This is a genomic window from Microcoleus sp. B4-D4 (assembly GCF_036705185.1).
Classification (GTDB): Bacteria; Cyanobacteriota; Cyanobacteriia; order Cyanobacteriales; family Microcoleaceae; genus Microcoleus.
On sequence record NZ_JAUBTX010000077.1, the window covers coordinates 1 to 17433 of the forward strand.

Annotated in this window: 11 protein-coding genes and 1 tRNA gene; 5 read left to right on the top strand and 7 right to left on the bottom strand. The window is 45.7% G+C overall.

Annotated features, from left to right (window positions below):
- Window positions 1-434: 434 nt before the first annotated feature.
- Window positions 435-3182, bottom strand: coding sequence for an O-linked N-acetylglucosamine transferase family protein (locus QUB13_RS29315; protein ID WP_333388334.1), 2748 nt, complete (start codon window positions 3180-3182; stop codon window positions 435-437).
- Between the two features lie 324 nt (window positions 3183-3506).
- On the opposite strand from QUB13_RS29315, the gene QUB13_RS29320 reads away from it, so the two are divergent.
- The 5 genes from QUB13_RS29320 (at window position 3507) to dpdE (ending at window position 12029) form a co-directional block, all read left to right on the top strand.
- Window positions 3507-6164, top strand: a complete 2658-nt coding sequence (locus tag QUB13_RS29320; RefSeq protein ID WP_333388337.1) for a calcium-binding protein — start codon at window positions 3507-3509, stop codon at window positions 6162-6164.
- A gap of 275 nt (window positions 6165-6439) precedes the next feature.
- Window positions 6440-6511, top strand: a tRNA-Gly gene (locus QUB13_RS29325).
- Window positions 6512-6565: 54 nt separating this feature from the next.
- The gene (gene trhO / locus QUB13_RS29330; protein ID WP_333388340.1) at window positions 6566-7510 is read left to right on the top strand and encodes an oxygen-dependent tRNA uridine(34) hydroxylase TrhO; all 945 of its coding nucleotides are present in this window, start codon (window positions 6566-6568) and stop codon (window positions 7508-7510) included.
- Window positions 7511-7898: 388 nt separating this feature from the next.
- Window positions 7899-8555 (top strand): glutathione S-transferase, encoded by a 657-nt coding sequence (locus tag QUB13_RS29335; RefSeq protein ID WP_333388342.1) that lies wholly within the window; start codon window positions 7899-7901, stop codon window positions 8553-8555.
- Between the two features lie 138 nt (window positions 8556-8693).
- Window positions 8694-12029, top strand: coding sequence for a protein DpdE (gene dpdE, locus QUB13_RS29340; protein WP_333388344.1), 3336 nt, complete (start codon window positions 8694-8696; stop codon window positions 12027-12029).
- 156 nt (window positions 12030-12185) lie between these two features.
- Here dpdE and QUB13_RS29345 read toward each other — a convergent pair whose 3' ends face one another.
- The 6 genes from QUB13_RS29345 to QUB13_RS29370 all read right to left on the bottom strand — a co-directional run bounded on the left by QUB13_RS29345 (window position 12186) and on the right by QUB13_RS29370 (window position 17049).
- Window positions 12186-12458: a type II toxin-antitoxin system RelE family toxin gene (locus QUB13_RS29345; protein WP_194012619.1), complete on the bottom strand. Its 273-nt coding sequence runs from the start codon at window positions 12456-12458 to the stop codon at window positions 12186-12188.
- Window positions 12455-12658 (bottom strand): hypothetical protein, encoded by a 204-nt coding sequence (locus QUB13_RS29350; RefSeq protein ID WP_333388350.1) that lies wholly within the window; start codon window positions 12656-12658, stop codon window positions 12455-12457. Before QUB13_RS29350 ends, QUB13_RS29345 begins: the two co-directional genes overlap by 4 nt.
- 204 nt (window positions 12659-12862) lie before the next feature.
- Window positions 12863-14029 carry a pentapeptide repeat-containing protein gene (locus QUB13_RS29355; RefSeq protein ID WP_333388352.1) on the bottom strand — a complete coding sequence of 389 codons (1167 nt, stop codon included), beginning with the start codon at window positions 14027-14029 and terminating at the stop codon, window positions 12863-12865.
- Window positions 14030-14205: 176 nt separating this feature from the next.
- Window positions 14206-14844: a Uma2 family endonuclease gene (locus tag QUB13_RS29360; RefSeq protein ID WP_333388356.1), complete on the bottom strand. Its 639-nt coding sequence runs from the start codon at window positions 14842-14844 to the stop codon at window positions 14206-14208.
- Window positions 14845-15249: 405 nt separating this feature from the next.
- Window positions 15250-15843, bottom strand: a complete 594-nt coding sequence (locus tag QUB13_RS29365; protein WP_333388358.1) for a Uma2 family endonuclease — start codon at window positions 15841-15843, stop codon at window positions 15250-15252.
- A gap of 39 nt (window positions 15844-15882) precedes the next feature.
- Window positions 15883-17049 carry a pentapeptide repeat-containing protein gene (locus QUB13_RS29370; RefSeq protein ID WP_333388361.1) on the bottom strand — a complete coding sequence of 389 codons (1167 nt, stop codon included), beginning with the start codon at window positions 17047-17049 and terminating at the stop codon, window positions 15883-15885.
- Window positions 17050-17433: the final 384 nt, after the last annotated feature.

Here is a 17433-nt window from a genome sequence, read left to right on the forward strand (position 1 = left end):
TACGTCTAAAGAGGGCTAAAGCCCAATTACGTACCTATTTCTAGGATGACAATTAATCCACCCTGCTTCTTAAGGGGCGTTAGGGGGTATCGAGAGGCTCGTGTTAAGGGACAAAAGACTGGTTTTGCTCGTTACCAGGTTCTGCCTAGTAATGCAGAGGCGGAGGCTCTATGTTCTAAAGCCGATCGAGCCTCAGCAATTTGTTCGTTACCAGAAAGAGAGTTATACTACCTTGACAAAGGGGGACAATCGTGAGAGTTTAAGTCCGTCATAAATTCTACTAATTGTACTGTTGAAAGTAGAGCAAGAGTCAATTTACCACATTCTGCGATCGGACTATGAAGTCTGACCCAAAAAAACCATTTCATCCTATTTTTATAGGATTACTTTCAAAAGGCCCCGAAGGGTAGGGGATCGGACTTTATTTATTTTTTTCAAAAAAATGCTGAGTTCTCAAGCCGATTCACTATTAGCATTTCTTCAAATACCGAACCCAAAGCTGCTGAATAAGCGCGACTATCCAGAAACCTCGGTTGCTGCTGCATTTTTTGCTTAATTTGCGAGCGCTTTTGCTTTCGCAATTGGGCATTAATTCCGAGTGCTACACTCAAGTTAATATAAGACTCTTCGCTGTTAGCAATTAAATCAAACAACTGGATGTCTCGCAGGATTGCAGCCCCTTGTCGGGAACGCAAATTATTGCCCTCTCTCACCACAGTCGGCAATCCAACTTCTAACGGATCGACTGTCGAATTTGCACCCGCATAGGGATAGGAGTCGAGATAGACATCAGCCAGTTGTAACACTGCTTTCACATCTTCGCGATTCGCAAGGGTATTTAATAAAATTAAACGAGTGCGATCGATACTGTATTTATCAAAAATAGCAGACATTTTATTGAGAAACGGCTGTTTGACGTAATCACCAGACCAGGTATTGCCGAAGGGATATAAAACCAGGACTGAATTAGGCACGGCTGCGATAATCTTTGCCCAAGTTTCCCTGAGTTCGGGAATAATTTTGAATGTATTAGCGCCGGAGATAAATACAACTGCTGTCTCGGAAATTCCCAAGCTTTTTCTTTCAAATTTAATACTTGCTTCTACTTTTTGGATGCTATAATTGAAGCAAAATCCCGTCCCGTCAAGCATTACTAACTGTTCGCTATATTGTGCTTGCGCTGCTTGCAAAGGTTCCGTCAAAGTGCCGGAAATGTAGTAATCGATGTTGCGGATGCCTGTAGTTACAGGAGATGCAAAATACGTGGTCTGCAACCGCGCTAGGCGGTGCAAAGCTAGTAAAATGATGTTTTGAGCGGCATTGGTGACGATCGACCCTACAAACAAAATATCCAGGTCATCGGCCCGAATCATCTCGACTTGACTGTGCAATTCCTGCGGCAACTTCACCAGTTTGTCCGCCCGACTTTGACAGTATATATCCAAAGGGCGATCGCTCGTGTTGAGGACATATAAAATAATCTCAAATTTCTCTCTGTCTAAATGCTCAAAAGCCGGGATAGTCGTAAAAGTTTCTGAAATGGGCGCGAAACTTGCTTTGAGAATGCCGATGCGAATTTTACCTCTATTCGCGGGGCGTTTTCCAAAGCTAAAGTCAATCTGATGTCCCCTCGCTTTTAGGATTGATTCTAGAATATCCGCTCGCTTGGTATAGACATTTTTCAAATTATTTGTGCTAAAATAGAGCGGAACAAAGTTAACGGTGTCTGCAAAGATTAAAGCAACATTTTGCCAAATTTCGGAGTCTGGATTGCTGAAAACGCGAGTGTGAACTAAATCTACTAATTGCTGCATATAGCTGCAATAGTGCTCGACTTCTCCAACTTCTTGAAAATAACTGGGGAAGTAAAGCATAAACTCCAGCAAGTCATTAAAAAACCACTGAGGAACAGCAGTTCTCCCATACTGTAACGGCAACTGATCTGCCCGCCTGTACAGCATCGCTGCTAGCAAATATTGGATAGCTTCGGCAGATTCAAATCCTTTAGCCACGTATTGAGATAACTCTTCTATTTCCCGCTGTTCGCCATCAGTCATGGGTTCATCTCTCATGCCGCTGGCTAATAGCATTTTCTGCGCTTTTCCCGCACGGCCAGAATAGCTGCTTTGCAGTTTATCGGGTGGTGCGGATAGCCAAAAATTGGCTAATTTATGGCGGGCTTGACGCAAATCTGTTAAGGCGGATTCATCGGATGTGCTATGATAGCGATCGATACAACCGGACAGCCAAATCAGAAATTGAGGCGACTCTGGGTTGAGCTGAACTTTGATAGTTTCCTGATGCAGTCGGAGGGATAAACGCTCTAGATTTCCGCCATTTCGCGGCAAGGATAAGCTGGAAAATGGACTGGGCAAGTCTGCTGCTAAATCTAGCTGATTTAGCATTTCAAAACATCCGCCCGATGTCAGATTGAGAACCTGAATTAGGGGATGGCTGAGGTGCAAGCTCCTCAGCAGTTGAGGGTTGTAAACTGACATCAAAATATTTTTAATATCTTGTTCTTCTTTGTCTGAGGATTTCAGAGGGAGATTGAGCTTGGTTTTTAATAATTCTAACACTTTGCCGGGAGATTCTAGCAAAGCATTTAAATTTACGAGCAGACATCGATTGTCATGGCTTTTATAAAATTCTAAAATGTGGCGATTATAAAATTTCCATATCTTTAAGCAAGATTCTGGGTTTTGTGAGAAAAATGGGATATTCAACCGCAAGATAGAATCTGTGACATCCCAAGGATAGCGGTAGACAAATAGATAGTAAGCATTGGGAATTATTTCATTCCAGAAATCTAACATTAAACTGGTGCGCGGATCTTTCCAACCCCAAAGTTCTGAGTGGTTGGAGCGAGATTTGACTAATTCTTTCCCATGCTCTATATAATAGGTGTTAAGTTTTTGCGAGTCTAGCTGTTCGCTATCTGTCCAACCCCAATCGGGAAAACCTGTTTCGTCTGACTGAGAGCAAGTTTGCAAAACAGTTCGTTGAAATTCTACAAAATCAATGTCTTCAAAGTAACCTTTAGGATTCCAATAGTTTCCTTTCAGGAGATTATCTCCTAAATCAAGACCTATTTTCTGTAGGAATGCCGCAGTGAGAGAAGTTCCTGAGCGGTGCATTCCTGTAATAATTAGCACTGGAGAATTGGTTCCGCTATTTAACATTTATTACCTCATTTAGAATTAAATAGGACTGACGCATGGGAACCCAGAAACCGGTTTTTTTTGCATCATACTGCGTTACAGCCCGCAGAAACGGGCAAAAAACCCGGTTTCTTGGAATTTTGATGCGTAGTACGATCGGTTTCAAATACGCGATATTTTGAGCTTAGAAATATAGCATCTTTGGTCGCAAATACAACAAATCTTGCCTAAAAAAAGTTTTTTGGAAAATTTGCATAATTTTTGGTTGAAAGCACTGATAGATAAGTAGGGCGTAGAAGCTAAGTAAAATTAGCCCTCGCCTGTTTACACTAAGCAGGAAAAAACATGGCAATATTTCTCGGTACATCCTCAGATGACAGTCTCAAGGGCGAGACTGGCAATGACAGCATCTCAGGTCTCGACGGCAACGACACCCTTCAGGGTTCTGGTTCTAATAACACCTTAGATGGGGGTGCGGGCAACGATCGACTTTTTCCAGGCGTGGGGGAAAACAACGCCCTCTTTGGTGGCGACGGGAATGACTATCTTGATGGCGGTTTTTTTAATTCCCCAAATATCACCTTAGATGGCGGTGCTGGCGATGATACGCTCAGTGCCTTTTATGCGAATTCTGGCAACGTGCTGCGAGGGGGAACTGGGAACGATCGCTATCTACTTCCCCAGGGGAGGCCAAGTCAGGTTCAGGATACTGGTGGGAGAGATAGTATGTTCGTTGCAAGCAGCCTCTCTCGCTATGCCAATGTCCCTACTCTGTCGCCGGGACAGGCGGGATTGGCGCGACAAGGTACTAGCCTGCTGATTGATGTCAACAGAGACGGTATCATCAGAGCGGCTGATGACGTGGTGATTTTAGACTTTTTCGGTGCATCGCCGACACTCGAAGGTGCAGGCTTCATCGAAATCATAGATGGTGTCTCCAGTACAGCAATCCTCGCTGCTAATCTCACTGAGGATACGACACCAGCAGGATTCAATTCAATCATAGGAACTCCGGGCAACGATAACCTCATAGGTACTCCCGGCAATGACAACATCTTAGGCCTCGACGGCAATGACACCATAAGTGGCTTAGATGGCAACGATGCTCTGACTGGCGGTGCAGGAAACGACAACCTCAGTGGGGGTGCGGGTAATAACAGCCTTTTTGGTGGCAGTGGCGATAACACTCTAGATGGGGGTATCGGCAACGACTTTCTGGATGGAGGTTTCGGTAAGAACAGTCTGACTGGTGGCGATGGAGATGACACGCTGCAAGGTTTCGGTTCCTCTTCAACTTTGGATGGCGGTGCGGGCAATGACAACCTCTCCGGTGGCAGCAATAGCACCTTGGATGGCGGTGCGGGCAATGACAACCTCTCCGGTGGCAACAATAGCACCTTGAATGGCGGTGCGGGCAACGACAGCCTCTCCAGCTATGGCAGCAACACCCTTCTCTTAGGGGGAGATGGCAACGACTATCTTCAAGCCGGCGACAATAGCACCTTAGATGGGGGTGCTGGCGATGATACGCTTGCCTCTGGATTTGGCAATGTGTTGCGAGGGGGTGCAGGTAACGATCGCTATCGGATCGGGTCTGACCGGACTCAATTTCAAATTCAGGATACTGGTGGCATCGATCGCTTAGAATTTATTGATTTTGGCAGTCTTGGTACCATCCCTACGCTGTCTCTGTCCTTATCATCTGGAAATACAGGTTTGGCCCGCCAAGGCACGAGTTTACTGATTGACATCAATAAAGACGGCATCGTCAGGGCTACGGATGACATTGTAATTTCCGACTTCTTCGGTGCATCGGCGACTGTCGAAGGTGCTGGCTTCATCGAAACTGTGGGCAACCTATCTGGTACGGAGATTCTCACAGCTAATTTACCAGACTCACCCACAGCGCCAACACCCACAGCGCCCACACCCACAGCGCCAACACCCACAACGCCCACACCAGCGACAACCCCAACTCCAGGGACAACGCCAACTCCAGCGACAACGCCAACTCCAGGGACAACGCCAACTCCAGGGACAACGCCAACTCCAGGGACAACGCCTATTCCTATTCCTATAAGACCAACACCGGCAGCCACACCAACACCGGGCACACCCACACCAACACCGGGCACACCCACACCAACACCTCCACCTTTCACGCCCGCGATCGCACAGTCGATCGCACAGCCGATCGCGCCCACATTCACCAACAGGCCCGCACCAAGCGAATTGCCACAGGTTTTGGGCACCAGCGGCAACGACGCGATCGCTGGCAGCGAAGCCAACAATATCTTGTATGGCAACGCTGGAAACGACACCGTGGGAGGCAATGGCGGCGACGACATCGTATTTGGCGGCAAAGGCGATGACGGCTTATTCGGCGATGTCGGCAACGACCTCTTGTTTGGCAACCTCGGCAACGACACCCTTGTCGGCGGCGACGGTGCAGATACCGCATTGGGCGGCAAATCTGACGATTTGATATTTGGCGGCGCTGGTAACGATGTCCTCGGCGGCGAACTCGGCAACAATACTTTACTCGGCGGCGAGGGTAGCGATACTCTGTACGGCGGTGAAAATAATGATGTCTTGTTTGGCGGTACTGGTAACGATTTCCTCTACAGCACAAAAGGTAACGATATCTTGGTTGGTGTTGACTATACCGGTGCTAATCCCGGGCGCGGCGAAGTTGATACGCTGATTGGTGCAGATGGTAGCGATACTTTCTTGCTGGGAAATGCCACAGAGTTCTACTACAACGACGGCATCGATAGCAGCACTGGCGCTGGCGACTACGCTTTGATTGTCGGCTACAACCCCAGTAACGATATCATCCAACTTCAAGGCGCTCCGAGCACCTACAGGATCGGCGCTGCTCCGGCTGGATTGCCCGAGGGTGCTGCTATTTTCAAGAAGACTGGGGCTGCTGACGAGTTGATCGCGATCGTCCAACCTGTTTCTGGCTTTGGCCTTGACAGCAACTCTTTGCGCTTTGTTTAACGGTTGAGGGCGATCGATCGCTCCTCCAGTTTTTCCAATAGCCCCGGCGGTTGAAACCGCGGCTATACAAACGATGTCCGCCTGCGCGGACTGAAGAGTAGAAGTATTAGTCCTGCCTTTCGTGCAGGACTTTTTTTTGTTTGGAGGGGCGATCGGGCACCGAAACTTAATTCTCAAAATAGTTGACTCAGAATGGCAAAATTGTTGTATAATGTTTGTCTAGTCATTTTTGACCGCAATAACTAAAAAGTAAAAGCAGGTAAAATAGACTAAACGCGGGCGTAATTCAGTGGTAGAATGTCAGCTTCCCATGCTGGACGTCGTGGGTTCGAGCCCCACCGCCCGCTTTAACTGAATTTTCATAGTTCTATGAAAATTAATTAGTGCTATCAATTCGATCTATGGCTAAATTCTTAACCGCTGCATTATATAAGTTCGTTGAACTATCGGATTTTGCCGACCTCAAAGCACCGCTACTCGATTGTTGCAACCACCACAACGTCAAAGGCACTATCTTGTTGGCAGCAGAAGGCATCAACGGGACGATCGCCGGTTCGTCAGAAGGCGTGCGCGCAGTCCTCGCATTCTTGCGCTGTGACGCGCGTTTTGCTGATTTGGTTCACAAAGAATCTTTTTCCGAAAAAGCACCGTTTTACCGCCTAAAAATCCGCTTAAAACGCGAAATCGTCACGATGGGAATACCTGATATTAATCCATCTCTCATGGCTGGCAAATATGTCAAACCCGATGAGTGGAATCAGCTACTTGACGATCCTGATGTGGTGGTAGTTGATGTACGCAACGACTTCGAGGTATCTATGGGTACTTTTGCAGGCGCTATTAATCCCAAAACAAAAAGCTTTTCTGAGTTGCCAGAATGGGCGCTCAAAGAAGCTGCTTTACGCGAAAAACCGAAGGTAGCAATGTTTTGCACTGGCGGTATTCGCTGCGAAAAATCTACTGCTTTTTTGCGTTCTCAAGGTTTTGAAGAAGTCTATCACCTCGAAGGCGGAATTTTAAAATATTTGGAAACGGTGCCTGCAGCAGAAAGTCGTTGGGAAGGTGAATGTTTTGTCTTTGATGAACGGGTTTCTGTTGTTCATGAGTTAAAGCCTGGTAACTACGAACTTTGTCGCGGTTGTCGTCACCCGATTAGTCAGGAAGATAAAGCTTCTGAATTATTTGTAGTTGGTGTAAGTTGTCCTCATTGTCATGACTCGAAAACTGAAACCAAAAAACAAGCCTTATTTGAGCGGCAGCGTCAGATTGAGCTTGCTAAAGGCCGCAACCAAACACATATTGGCGCGCGCTATGATGTTAAGGAAAAAGTTGATAATGGGATATAGATTTTCTAGCGAAAGATGAGGTAATATCCGGGATAGGGCATGGGGCATGGGGCATAGGGCATAGGGCATACCTCACCACGCGATTGAACCGCTATAGATTAATTAGTATTAACACTAAGCTGAAAGAAACCGGGTTTCTCTGAAAACTCTGGTTGGGCGGTAAAATATAGCAAGAAACCCGATTTCTGACTCGTATATTAATACTAAGAAATGAAAACTTAATAACTTAAGGAGGGCGGGCACGGGGGCACCGCCCCTACTGACTACTGACGGCAGGAGGGCGGGCACGCACCATCCACCGCCCCTACTAACTAACTAATAACAAATAACAAATAACTAATAACAAATAACAAATAACTAATAACAACTAACAACTAACTACTAACTAATGACTACTGACTACCCAATTTTGTATTCTTTCCGCCGCTGTCCCTATGCTATGCGCGCGCGCTTGGCGCTGATGGTTAGCAATCGGGTGTGCGAGTTGCGGGAAGTTGTTTTGCGAGACAAGCCACAAGAAATGTTAGATGTATCGCCCAAGGGTACTGTACCGATATTGATTGATGTTGACGGGCGGGTACTGGATGAAAGTATTGATATCATGTTGTGGGCATTAGAACAACACGATCCTGAAAAATGGTTAATTCCAGAACAAGGTACTGTTGCAAAAATGCTAGCATTAATTGCTGAATTTGATAGTGGTTTTAAATATCATCTCGACCGCTATAAATACCCGGAACGTTATGCCGATGTTGAGGCTACAGTACATCGAGATGAAGCTGCTGTATATCTGGAAAAACTCAATGCAAAGTTAAACGCAACTAAATATTTGTATGGTAATAATGTAGCATTGGCCGATCGCGCGATCGCACCTTTTGTTCGTCAATTCGCTCATACCGATAAAAATTGGTTCAACGAACAGCCTTGGTATCAGCTAGAAGCTTGGTTAGCCGCCTTTACAGACTCGGAAATCTACGCTAGTATTATGCACAAATACCCGAAATGGGAATCTGGCAATGCCGGGGTTGTTTTTGGGCGATCGTAATTACCTATCAACCGTTTGTAGTGAGGACTTCAGTCCACATCCAAGAGAGGACTAAAGTCCTGACTGCGAACCTAAACTAATGTTATTTTTGTCGCTCAGGCGTTAGTGTATTCTAGTGAGTATTGTCAGGCTGAAATTATGATTGATGTTGGTTCGTTAGTTCGATCGCCCAAAAACGATTTGGGAATCGGAAAAGTTGTCGAGGTATCGTCTACCGATGCCGTAATTGAATATTTTTGCTCAGTAAAAAACCGCTTTCGCAAAACTATAGCGTTGGGTTTGCTACAAGAAGCTAGACTTCAGCGACAAACCCGCTGCTACCTCTGGAGTAACACTCAGGAAAGGTGGATAATCGGGCGAATTTATGATTGGGATGAAGATAAATTAGAATACGAAATTGACCTCCCCGACAGCCAAAGTTTGCAAGCTGTCGAAACCGAACTTTACGTCCGCTGCAATATCCCGATCGCCGATCCGATCGATATTTTAGCAGTCAAAGGCCAAGAAACACCGTATTTTCACGATCGCCGATTGGCATTTGTGCAATCTGCGATCGAACAGCGCGCCGTCAGCCGCGGCATGACCGGATTAATTTCTGCTAACATAGAGCTCTACCCGCACCAAGTTGAAGTCGTCCGGCGCGTCCTAGAAGACCCGATCGTGCGCTATTTGTTAGCAGACGAAACAGGACTAGGGAAAACCGTAGAAGCCGGGACAATTCTCCGCCAATTCCTACTCGACGATCCCGACGGACGCGCTGTAGTGCTCGTTCCCAAATATTTGCTCGAACAGTGGCGACAAGAGTTAGAAAATAAATTCTATTTGTCTCATTTTGCTGACCGAGTGCAGCTTGTTGCTATTAGCGAAATCAATCAAATTAGCCGCAACGCCAACCTGGATTTTCTGATTGTGGATGAAGCGCAGGAACTGGCCGCAATGGCTAATTCGGGCGATCGCAATCAGCAACAATCCTTTGAACTATGTCAGCAACTCGCTCAAAAAAGCCATAACTTATTGTTATTATCTGCAACGCCAGTTATCGGTCACGAGCAAGATTTTCTGACCATGCTGCACTTGCTAGACTCGACTACTTACCGTCTAGATGACCTAGAAAATTTCAAAGAAAGAGTGCAGAACCGTCAGGAAATCGGTCGCGCCTTGCTAGATTTCCGAGAAACAGCCAAGCCTGATGTTTTGCAAACAAAAATCGCTCAACTCCGAACTCTGTTTGCGAAAGATGATTATTTGCTCGGATTGATCGACGAGTTAGAAACTTGTTTGAAAACCGCAGAAACCGCCGAACAATCTCGCCTTGTCCAAACTATTCGCACTCACGTTAGCAATACCTACCGCCTCCACCGTCGCATTCTCCGCAACCGCCGAGATGCGGTGGAAGATGTGATTTTCGATCGCGATTGTGTCCCCAAAACCGAGTACGATCTCAATGACGAACAGTGGTCGGAAATTCAAAGCGTATTCGATAAATGGCGCGCTGCTGCTCCCAAATCCAGCGAATATCAGAGAATTTTTCTGCTGTTTTTCCGCGCTTCGGGTACTTGGTTGAATGTTTTGGAACGGGTTGTCAAAGCTCGCTTGCAGAAAAAATCGACTCCTGAACTCGATCGCGAATTCGGACAAAGCGACACCGCAATTTTGACCAAAACAGCGCTGTTTCCCGAAGAAAAGGAAATGCTGGAAACCTTGCTCAATAGCCTGCAAAAGCCCCAGGAAGGACTCGACAGACTCTCGTTGTTACGAATTGCTATTTTACGATTTTTGGCAGTTGCTTTGAAGGTTCCGCGCGAGTATCACAGCAATTCTCGCGATTTGCTATCGAGAATTCAACAGCAAATTAAACGGCCGATTCCGGGCGAACGTTTCCCGAAGATTGTAATTTTTACCAGTTTTACGGCAACTTGTCAAGAGATTGCGGAAAACTTAGCTAAAATATTTGGTAAAAAGGCGATCGCCAGCCACGACACCGGCAAGTCTGCGGATGATGTTGAGGCTAGTCTGCATCGGTTTAAGACTGAGCCGCATTGTTTTATCTTAGTGTGCGATCGATCGGCAGAAACAGGCGTAAACCTGCAAATAACAGATTGGTTAATTCACTTCGATTTGCCGTGGTTTCCCAACCAGTTAGAACAAAGACTCGGCAGAGTCGATCGCATTGGTAGCAAAATGGGAGTACAATTTTGTTTGTTTGCAGGCCCGGATCTGCCCGAAAGTCCCCACGAAGCTTGGTTTCAAGTTTTAAAAAACGGCTTCGATATCTTCAACAAATCGATCGCCAGCCTTCAATTTTATGCTGAGGATAAACTTCTCAAACTAGAAGAAAAGTTGTTTGCTGAGGGAGCAAAGGGCTTGTCAGGCGAAATTGAATCAATCAAAAATGAAATCGTCCAAGAGAAAACAAAAATCGACGAACAATACGTTCTCGATGAAATTGACACTCTAGAAGACAGCGCATCTCAGTATTTTGAATCTCTCGAAAACTGCGACGATCGCCATAAAGAAATGCAGCGGGCGACGGAAGGTTGGCTTTGTCAAGCTCTCCACTTCAAACAAATCGAACATCCGACGGTATCAGGGTTGATGCGCTATCAACCTACTCAAAAAACATTAATTCCCTCAAACGATTTGAGAACTCGATTGATTCCTTATTGTCAGCAGTACGGTAGTTACAATCGCCGCATTGCTCATCAAAATACCGATGTCGTTCTTTACCGCATTGGAGAAGGATTGATCGATGCACTTGGCTCTTACATTCGCTGGGACGATCGGGGTCAAGCTTTCGCGATGTGGCGCCACGATCAAAGTTGGGATGCTGCGGAAGGGATGGAGTGGTTCGGCTTCCAATTTAATTATTCTATCCAGACTGATGTGGAACCTGCCGCTCTAGTTTTGCAAGCACAAAACATCGAAAACTACAACTTGAAAGCTTTGCAACGTCGGGCTGATGCTCTGTTTATCCCAACTTTTGAAACTGTGTTTGTAGACGCTCGCAGCGAGCAGATGTCTCTGGTGGAAGATGCGGAAGTTCTGCAGATTTTGCAGCGGGGTTATAAAGGCAAAGGCGGCCCGAATCGGGATTATAATTTGTCTAAAAATCGTACTTCAATGATTGACAATTTTGTCGATCCGTTGGAATGGGATGATTTTTGCCAAAAGGGTCGGGTGGTATCGGAGGAATTGCTGCGCGGGCGTGAGGCTTTTGTGGAAATGTGCAATAATTCTGCTGTCAGTGCTGCAATCCAACTCAAAAACCGGGTGAATCAATTGCAATTGCGCTTGAATCGACTTTCTAAATCGGAACAACTTTTAGAATCGGTTTTGGGTGATGAAATCAGTACCGAAAGTGCGTTGAGTGAAGCGGTTTTAGCGGGAATTCGCCGCCCGCAGATGACTCTTGAGTCGGTGGGATTTATTGTGATTTCTGGGCGCGCACCTGTTAAGGAGAAGGAAGAAGGATAGCTGGTTTGAGTGGAGTTTCTCGTTACCAGGCTCTGCCTGGTAATGCAGATCCGGAGGCTCTGCCTCCTTCTATCTCGCAACTTACAGGATAGAGGACTGTAGGAGGTGCTTAAGTTATCGCTCTTTACTTAATCAAATTGTTTCTTGAAAACAGCTTTAGGGTGGAAAGTAGCGATAAATATCTTTCCGGTGAAGAACTCTTGCAAAAGTAACTGTTTCGCCATCAAAATAAAAACCTATTCGATAGTCGCCAACCCGAAACCGATACGCATTATCATCGCCTTTCAATTTTTTTAAGTTAACTATTGTCTGTAAATCATTAACATTGGCAATTTCCACAAAAGCAAATTCCTTAATTTGCACAAAAGCAGGCGTACTTTTAAGAGCTTTTAAATCCTTCAAAAAACTGGGCAGATATTCTACTTTCATTCTGTTTCCAGTTCTGCAAGTGCTTGCCCTAAATTTAACGCCTTTTCATTTTTTACTTCGCGCATAGCTAACAGAAGTCCTCTATCTTCGATAGCTTCTAATAAATACTTATAGTCGGTATAATCTAGAATGACTTGACTAATGTTGCCTTCGGCATCTAATATCAATTTTTGGGCAAGTGGATAATCTTCTATCTTCATATACTTTTATATACTTTTATGTTGAGATGAGTTGATAGGAAATGATGGTTCTATTTTAACTGGGATTTTTTTTATAAGGTTTGATGATGGTCGATTCCCTACGGGATAGCTATGCTTCACGGGATTTTTTTGAAGCCATCGCACAGGCGGGATGCCCGTGCCACGAGGGATGCGGATGGATGAAAGGGTTCTCGCACTTAGGGACTAAACATCCTCAAAAATCGCTCCCCCCTGCTGTAAATTCAGCTTCACATCCTCCGCAAGTCCTGAGTTATTCCCAAACCTTGCTGACTCGACATTCGTACCGCTGAAATTAGTATTTGTTAAGTTCACTTCGAGCAAATTGGCGCGGCTCAAATCGGCACCGCTGAGGTTTGCTAAAGCCAGACTGGCGCGGTGCAAATCTGCGCCGCTCAAGTCGGCATTTCCTAAGAAAGCACCGCTCAAATCTGCACCGCCGAATTTGGCATTTTGCAGGTTGGCGTCGCTGAAATCGGCATCGTTTAAGTTTGCACCTCGGAAGTTTGTTCCCTGAAGCTTTGCACTGCTAAAATCCACTGTACTCAAAGTAGTTCCGCGCAAGTTCCCCCCCGCAAAATCCCGCGCTGGATTGAGATTGGCGATTTTTGCCAACTCTGCAAAGTTGTCGGTTTCAGCAGAGATAATGCGATCGACCATTTCTTGCAATTTAGCTTCAGCTTCCGGGAAAATTTCGACCTCGGGCTGTTCCACCGCAGGCAAATTGTAGGACAATAGCGCCCAACTCAGAGCCGGCTGGAGTTTATTTGCTTGCAAATATACAGTCAAGATTCTTTCTAAAACCGAATGTTGATTTGGCGTAATATCGTGCGGCCACAAACCCTCCGCATCTGTGATATAAATATCTTCTTTTGCAACTTCAAAAAATGCTGCGATCCGCAGCGATTTGGCAGCAAATTCTCCTATTTTAGCACGTTTTAGTAAACCTTTTAATACTGGATTGCCGCGCTCTAATCCAAAAATCCAAGCAGGCGCTGTATCGTCCCCTATGGTGGAAACGCGACACACAGTGCAATCAGTTTCTTGGATTTTTTCCGCAGTTTCGATGTCTCGAACTACCTGCAGATTTTCGGAAAATAAAACTTCTGTACTGATTAGAATTGGCTGAATTTCTTCTATTGGCGACAGCTTGAAATCACCGACTAACTGACGCGATGCTACGGGAATTTCGCAGTTTTCCAGATTTAGCTTGAGCGTCCCGCCTTGCAAGCCAAATTTGACGCGACCGCCTAGCAGGGGTTCCCAATGTTCGTTAAAATTGAGGCTCAAGTGAATGTCTAGCTGCTCGGTTTGGGTTGCAACGGAGTGCACTGGAATTGCTTCTAATTGCATCCACAAACAATCTGGGTATTTGTTGTGAGACTCTAGCGATCGCATATCGGGAGAAGTGCTGGCTCTGCCAGACTGTGATGATGGAGATTTTGACGAGTGTTCGATTTATAATTTATCACATTACAGCATTTTTAGATCGGTTAAAGCTGTAAATTTTGTTTAAAAATTTCCGCCCTTCATTGACTTTGCTGAATTTGGCTTTTTACCCAATTCCGAAATGCTTTCACTAATTCCAGATAATCCATTGTTTCTGCTAGATCCAAAAATCTGACAATCTCTAATATCGGCAAGCTGGGAAATGCTAAACTGATCTCGCCCTCAACGTATTCTCCATTCTCAAATCTGTTGATTTTGAGTCGCGAACCGTTATAAATCCAAACTTCCGGCACTCCCAAATCCGCATAAACCTGCAAGCTGTTTTCCGAACGGCTGGTAATATCAATTTCCACCACTAAATCCGGTGGCGGATCTCGATCCATGTCGATTCTTTTTTTGCCTTTAATTGCACTCAGATTTTGGATGTAAAAACATTCATCCGGTTCTGCACCGCTAAGTTCAGGACGTTTGAAAGTCGTAGAACCAAGAGGTTCAATTTTTACCTCTAATTCTTCAGCTAAAGTTTCAACAAATCGACCCATTATTGTTTTGAATCGTTCGTGTTCTGGGGATGGTACCATAATTTCAAGATTGCCGCGGTTGTATGTCAGTCGAATTTGCCGATCGCCAATTTCGGCAAGCAAATTTTCGTAGGTTTGCCAACTGATACCCGATAGCTGGACAATTTGTTGGGGCGGGGCGAGAGTTTGAGCGGTCATCAGAAAAATGGGTTTGAAACCCCGTCCTTCTAGGACGGCTTTACATTAATTTAAATCCCCTTGCGGGGGAGAGGGGTATGGTTGCCCCTCTGTGGAGATATGGTTGTCTCCGAGTCCCTTTCGGGTAATGTTAGCTTCGCCAAGGTTTGGCGTGCTTTTTAGACTTGCAGCACTGTTTCAGTGACCTTAAAACTGTTTAACTGCAAATGACAGGGCAAGGGACTAGCTTCGCATCCACAGGGTGTCGTGACTCAAAAAACGTAGTCAGTTAAGACTTAGGCTGGTCAGGACGGCTTTGAGATTTCTCTTTCAAGCCTCACGCCTTTAGGCTGAGGTTCCTGACAGTGCTACTTTGGTGAAGAGTTCGCAGGCGCAAGCTAAGGAAGCAGCCATCGCACTTTTGCATTATATCATCGCAGGAAGCCTAGCCGGAAATACCAAAGACAAATCCAGTGACAATTCGGGAAAACCGGGAATTACCACAAACTCATTCGGTAAAACCACTCGTTTGACTCGATAATCGAAACTACCTGTTTGTTTTTGATAAGGTTCGCTGTAGGTTTCCAGTTGAATATCTACCAAATTAAATATCCAATAATCAGAAATTCCCGATTCAGCGTAGAGAGATAACTTGGTTCTGCGATCGTACTTCAAAGTCGAATCAGAAACCTCAACCACTAACAAAATATCAGCACTTTCTGGGTGAGAAGATAAATAATTATCAGAACAATTTCGAGCAATCACCATATCAGGTTCCGGTTCGCTATCATCAGACAAGATAATCGGTTCTTGGCCGCGCACGCAGGCACTTTTTGCCATCATCAGGCACAACTCTCCCAGCAATAGCGAGTTACAAGCCGAGTGAAACGTAGTTTTTTTAGCTTTTTTAATAATTTCCCCGCGAATCAATTCAAATCGGTTATCAGACTCAAAAAAACCCAGTTCTGCCAAACGGTGATATTCGGCGATGGAGAATCGTTTGGCAGTTACGGCAGTCATAGCTTTGAATTACCCTCTACAATTACCAAAAATCCCATTTTACTCGAAAATTCCGCCCCTGGTTCTCAACTCAACTTTCACGGCTTCCGAAAGCCCCAAACAACCAGCAAACCTAGTATTTTTTACTACCGCATTTTTTAATTCAGCGCGGCTCAAATCAGCACCGTTTAAATCTGCACCGCTCAAATCTACGCCGCTCAAATCAGAATTTTTTAAATTAGCATCAGTTAAATTTGCATTTACTAAAATCGCATTCGGTAAATAAGCGCTGCTCAAATTAGCGCCGACTAAATTTGCACCGCTCAAATTCGCCCTGGGTAGCTTTGTCCGCAAATCTGCACGGCTTAAATTGGCGCTGCTGAGTTCAGCATCCCGCAAATTAGCATTGCACAAATTAGCATCAATTAAAAGTGCAGCGCTCAGCAATGCACCGCTGAGATCCGCTAAGGTTAAATCTGCCCCTTGGAGGTTGGTTTCGCGCAAATCCGCGCCGTTCAAATCAGCGTAGTGGAAGTCAAAACCGCTTAAATCAGCTCCGGCAAAATCCTCGATGGGATTCAAACCAACTGTTTCTGCAAGTTGTATAAAACTCTTATTTTTATCGGTTAAAAACATTGCGCGCACGATCGCCAATTGCTGCTGTCGGTACTCGTCGGCTTTCTCGTAATTTGCTAAATACTTGTAAGCAATCTTCAAATTCTTGAGAGCACTGCGCTCAACGCGATCGTCGCTGTGGGCGCGCGCGATCGACAACTGCTGCTGATAACATTCGATCGCACCAGGTAAATCGCCATTAGCATCACAAGCCAGCGCCCAATTTTCCAAAGCTTCCAACTCAGATCGAAAGTCGTCCGTTTCCCGCGCGATCGCCAAACGCTGTTTCTGGTAATCAATAGCACCCAAAAAATCCTCCAGAGCGCAGCAAGCATTCCCCAAATTTCCCAAAGCATTCGCCTCGCCCCGGCGATCGCCAATTTCCCGCGCTAACACCAAATGCTGCTGGTAACAGTCGATCGCCCGATCGTAATTCAAGAGCGCTTCGTAAGCTACGCCCATATTACCCAACGCCGCACCCGCTCGGCGGCGATCGTCAACTTCCCGATACAGCGCCAGCGCTTCCTGCCAAGAATCCAGCGCCGCCTCAAATTGGCGCGCCTGATACTGCGAAATCCCCTGCTTGATTAGCTCGCTAGCTTGTTCGCTCATATTGTCAAAATTACTTAATAACTCAAATTGATATTAATCTACTTGAAGCGTTCCACAGTTGACAGTTGGCCCGAATTTACTCGTTACCAGGAAGAGCCTGGTAATGCAGATCCAGAGGCTCTGCCTCTCTTTACCCCCAGGGTTTCTGAAAACAGAGGAGTGTTGATTTAATTTATTAAATTTTCGTTCCTTAAACCAATTTTTACCATAACAAAAAAGCTTCGCACTCCCGACTTGGCTCTAGGAGCGGAAAGCGGACTGAACTCCGCACTACAAACGAGTTACGCCCAACCTACCGGACATGATTTTATATCGTTTCCGATCGCATCGGAATTATATAGTGCGAGCGTCCCCGCTCGCGATCGACTTCGCGAGCGGGGACGC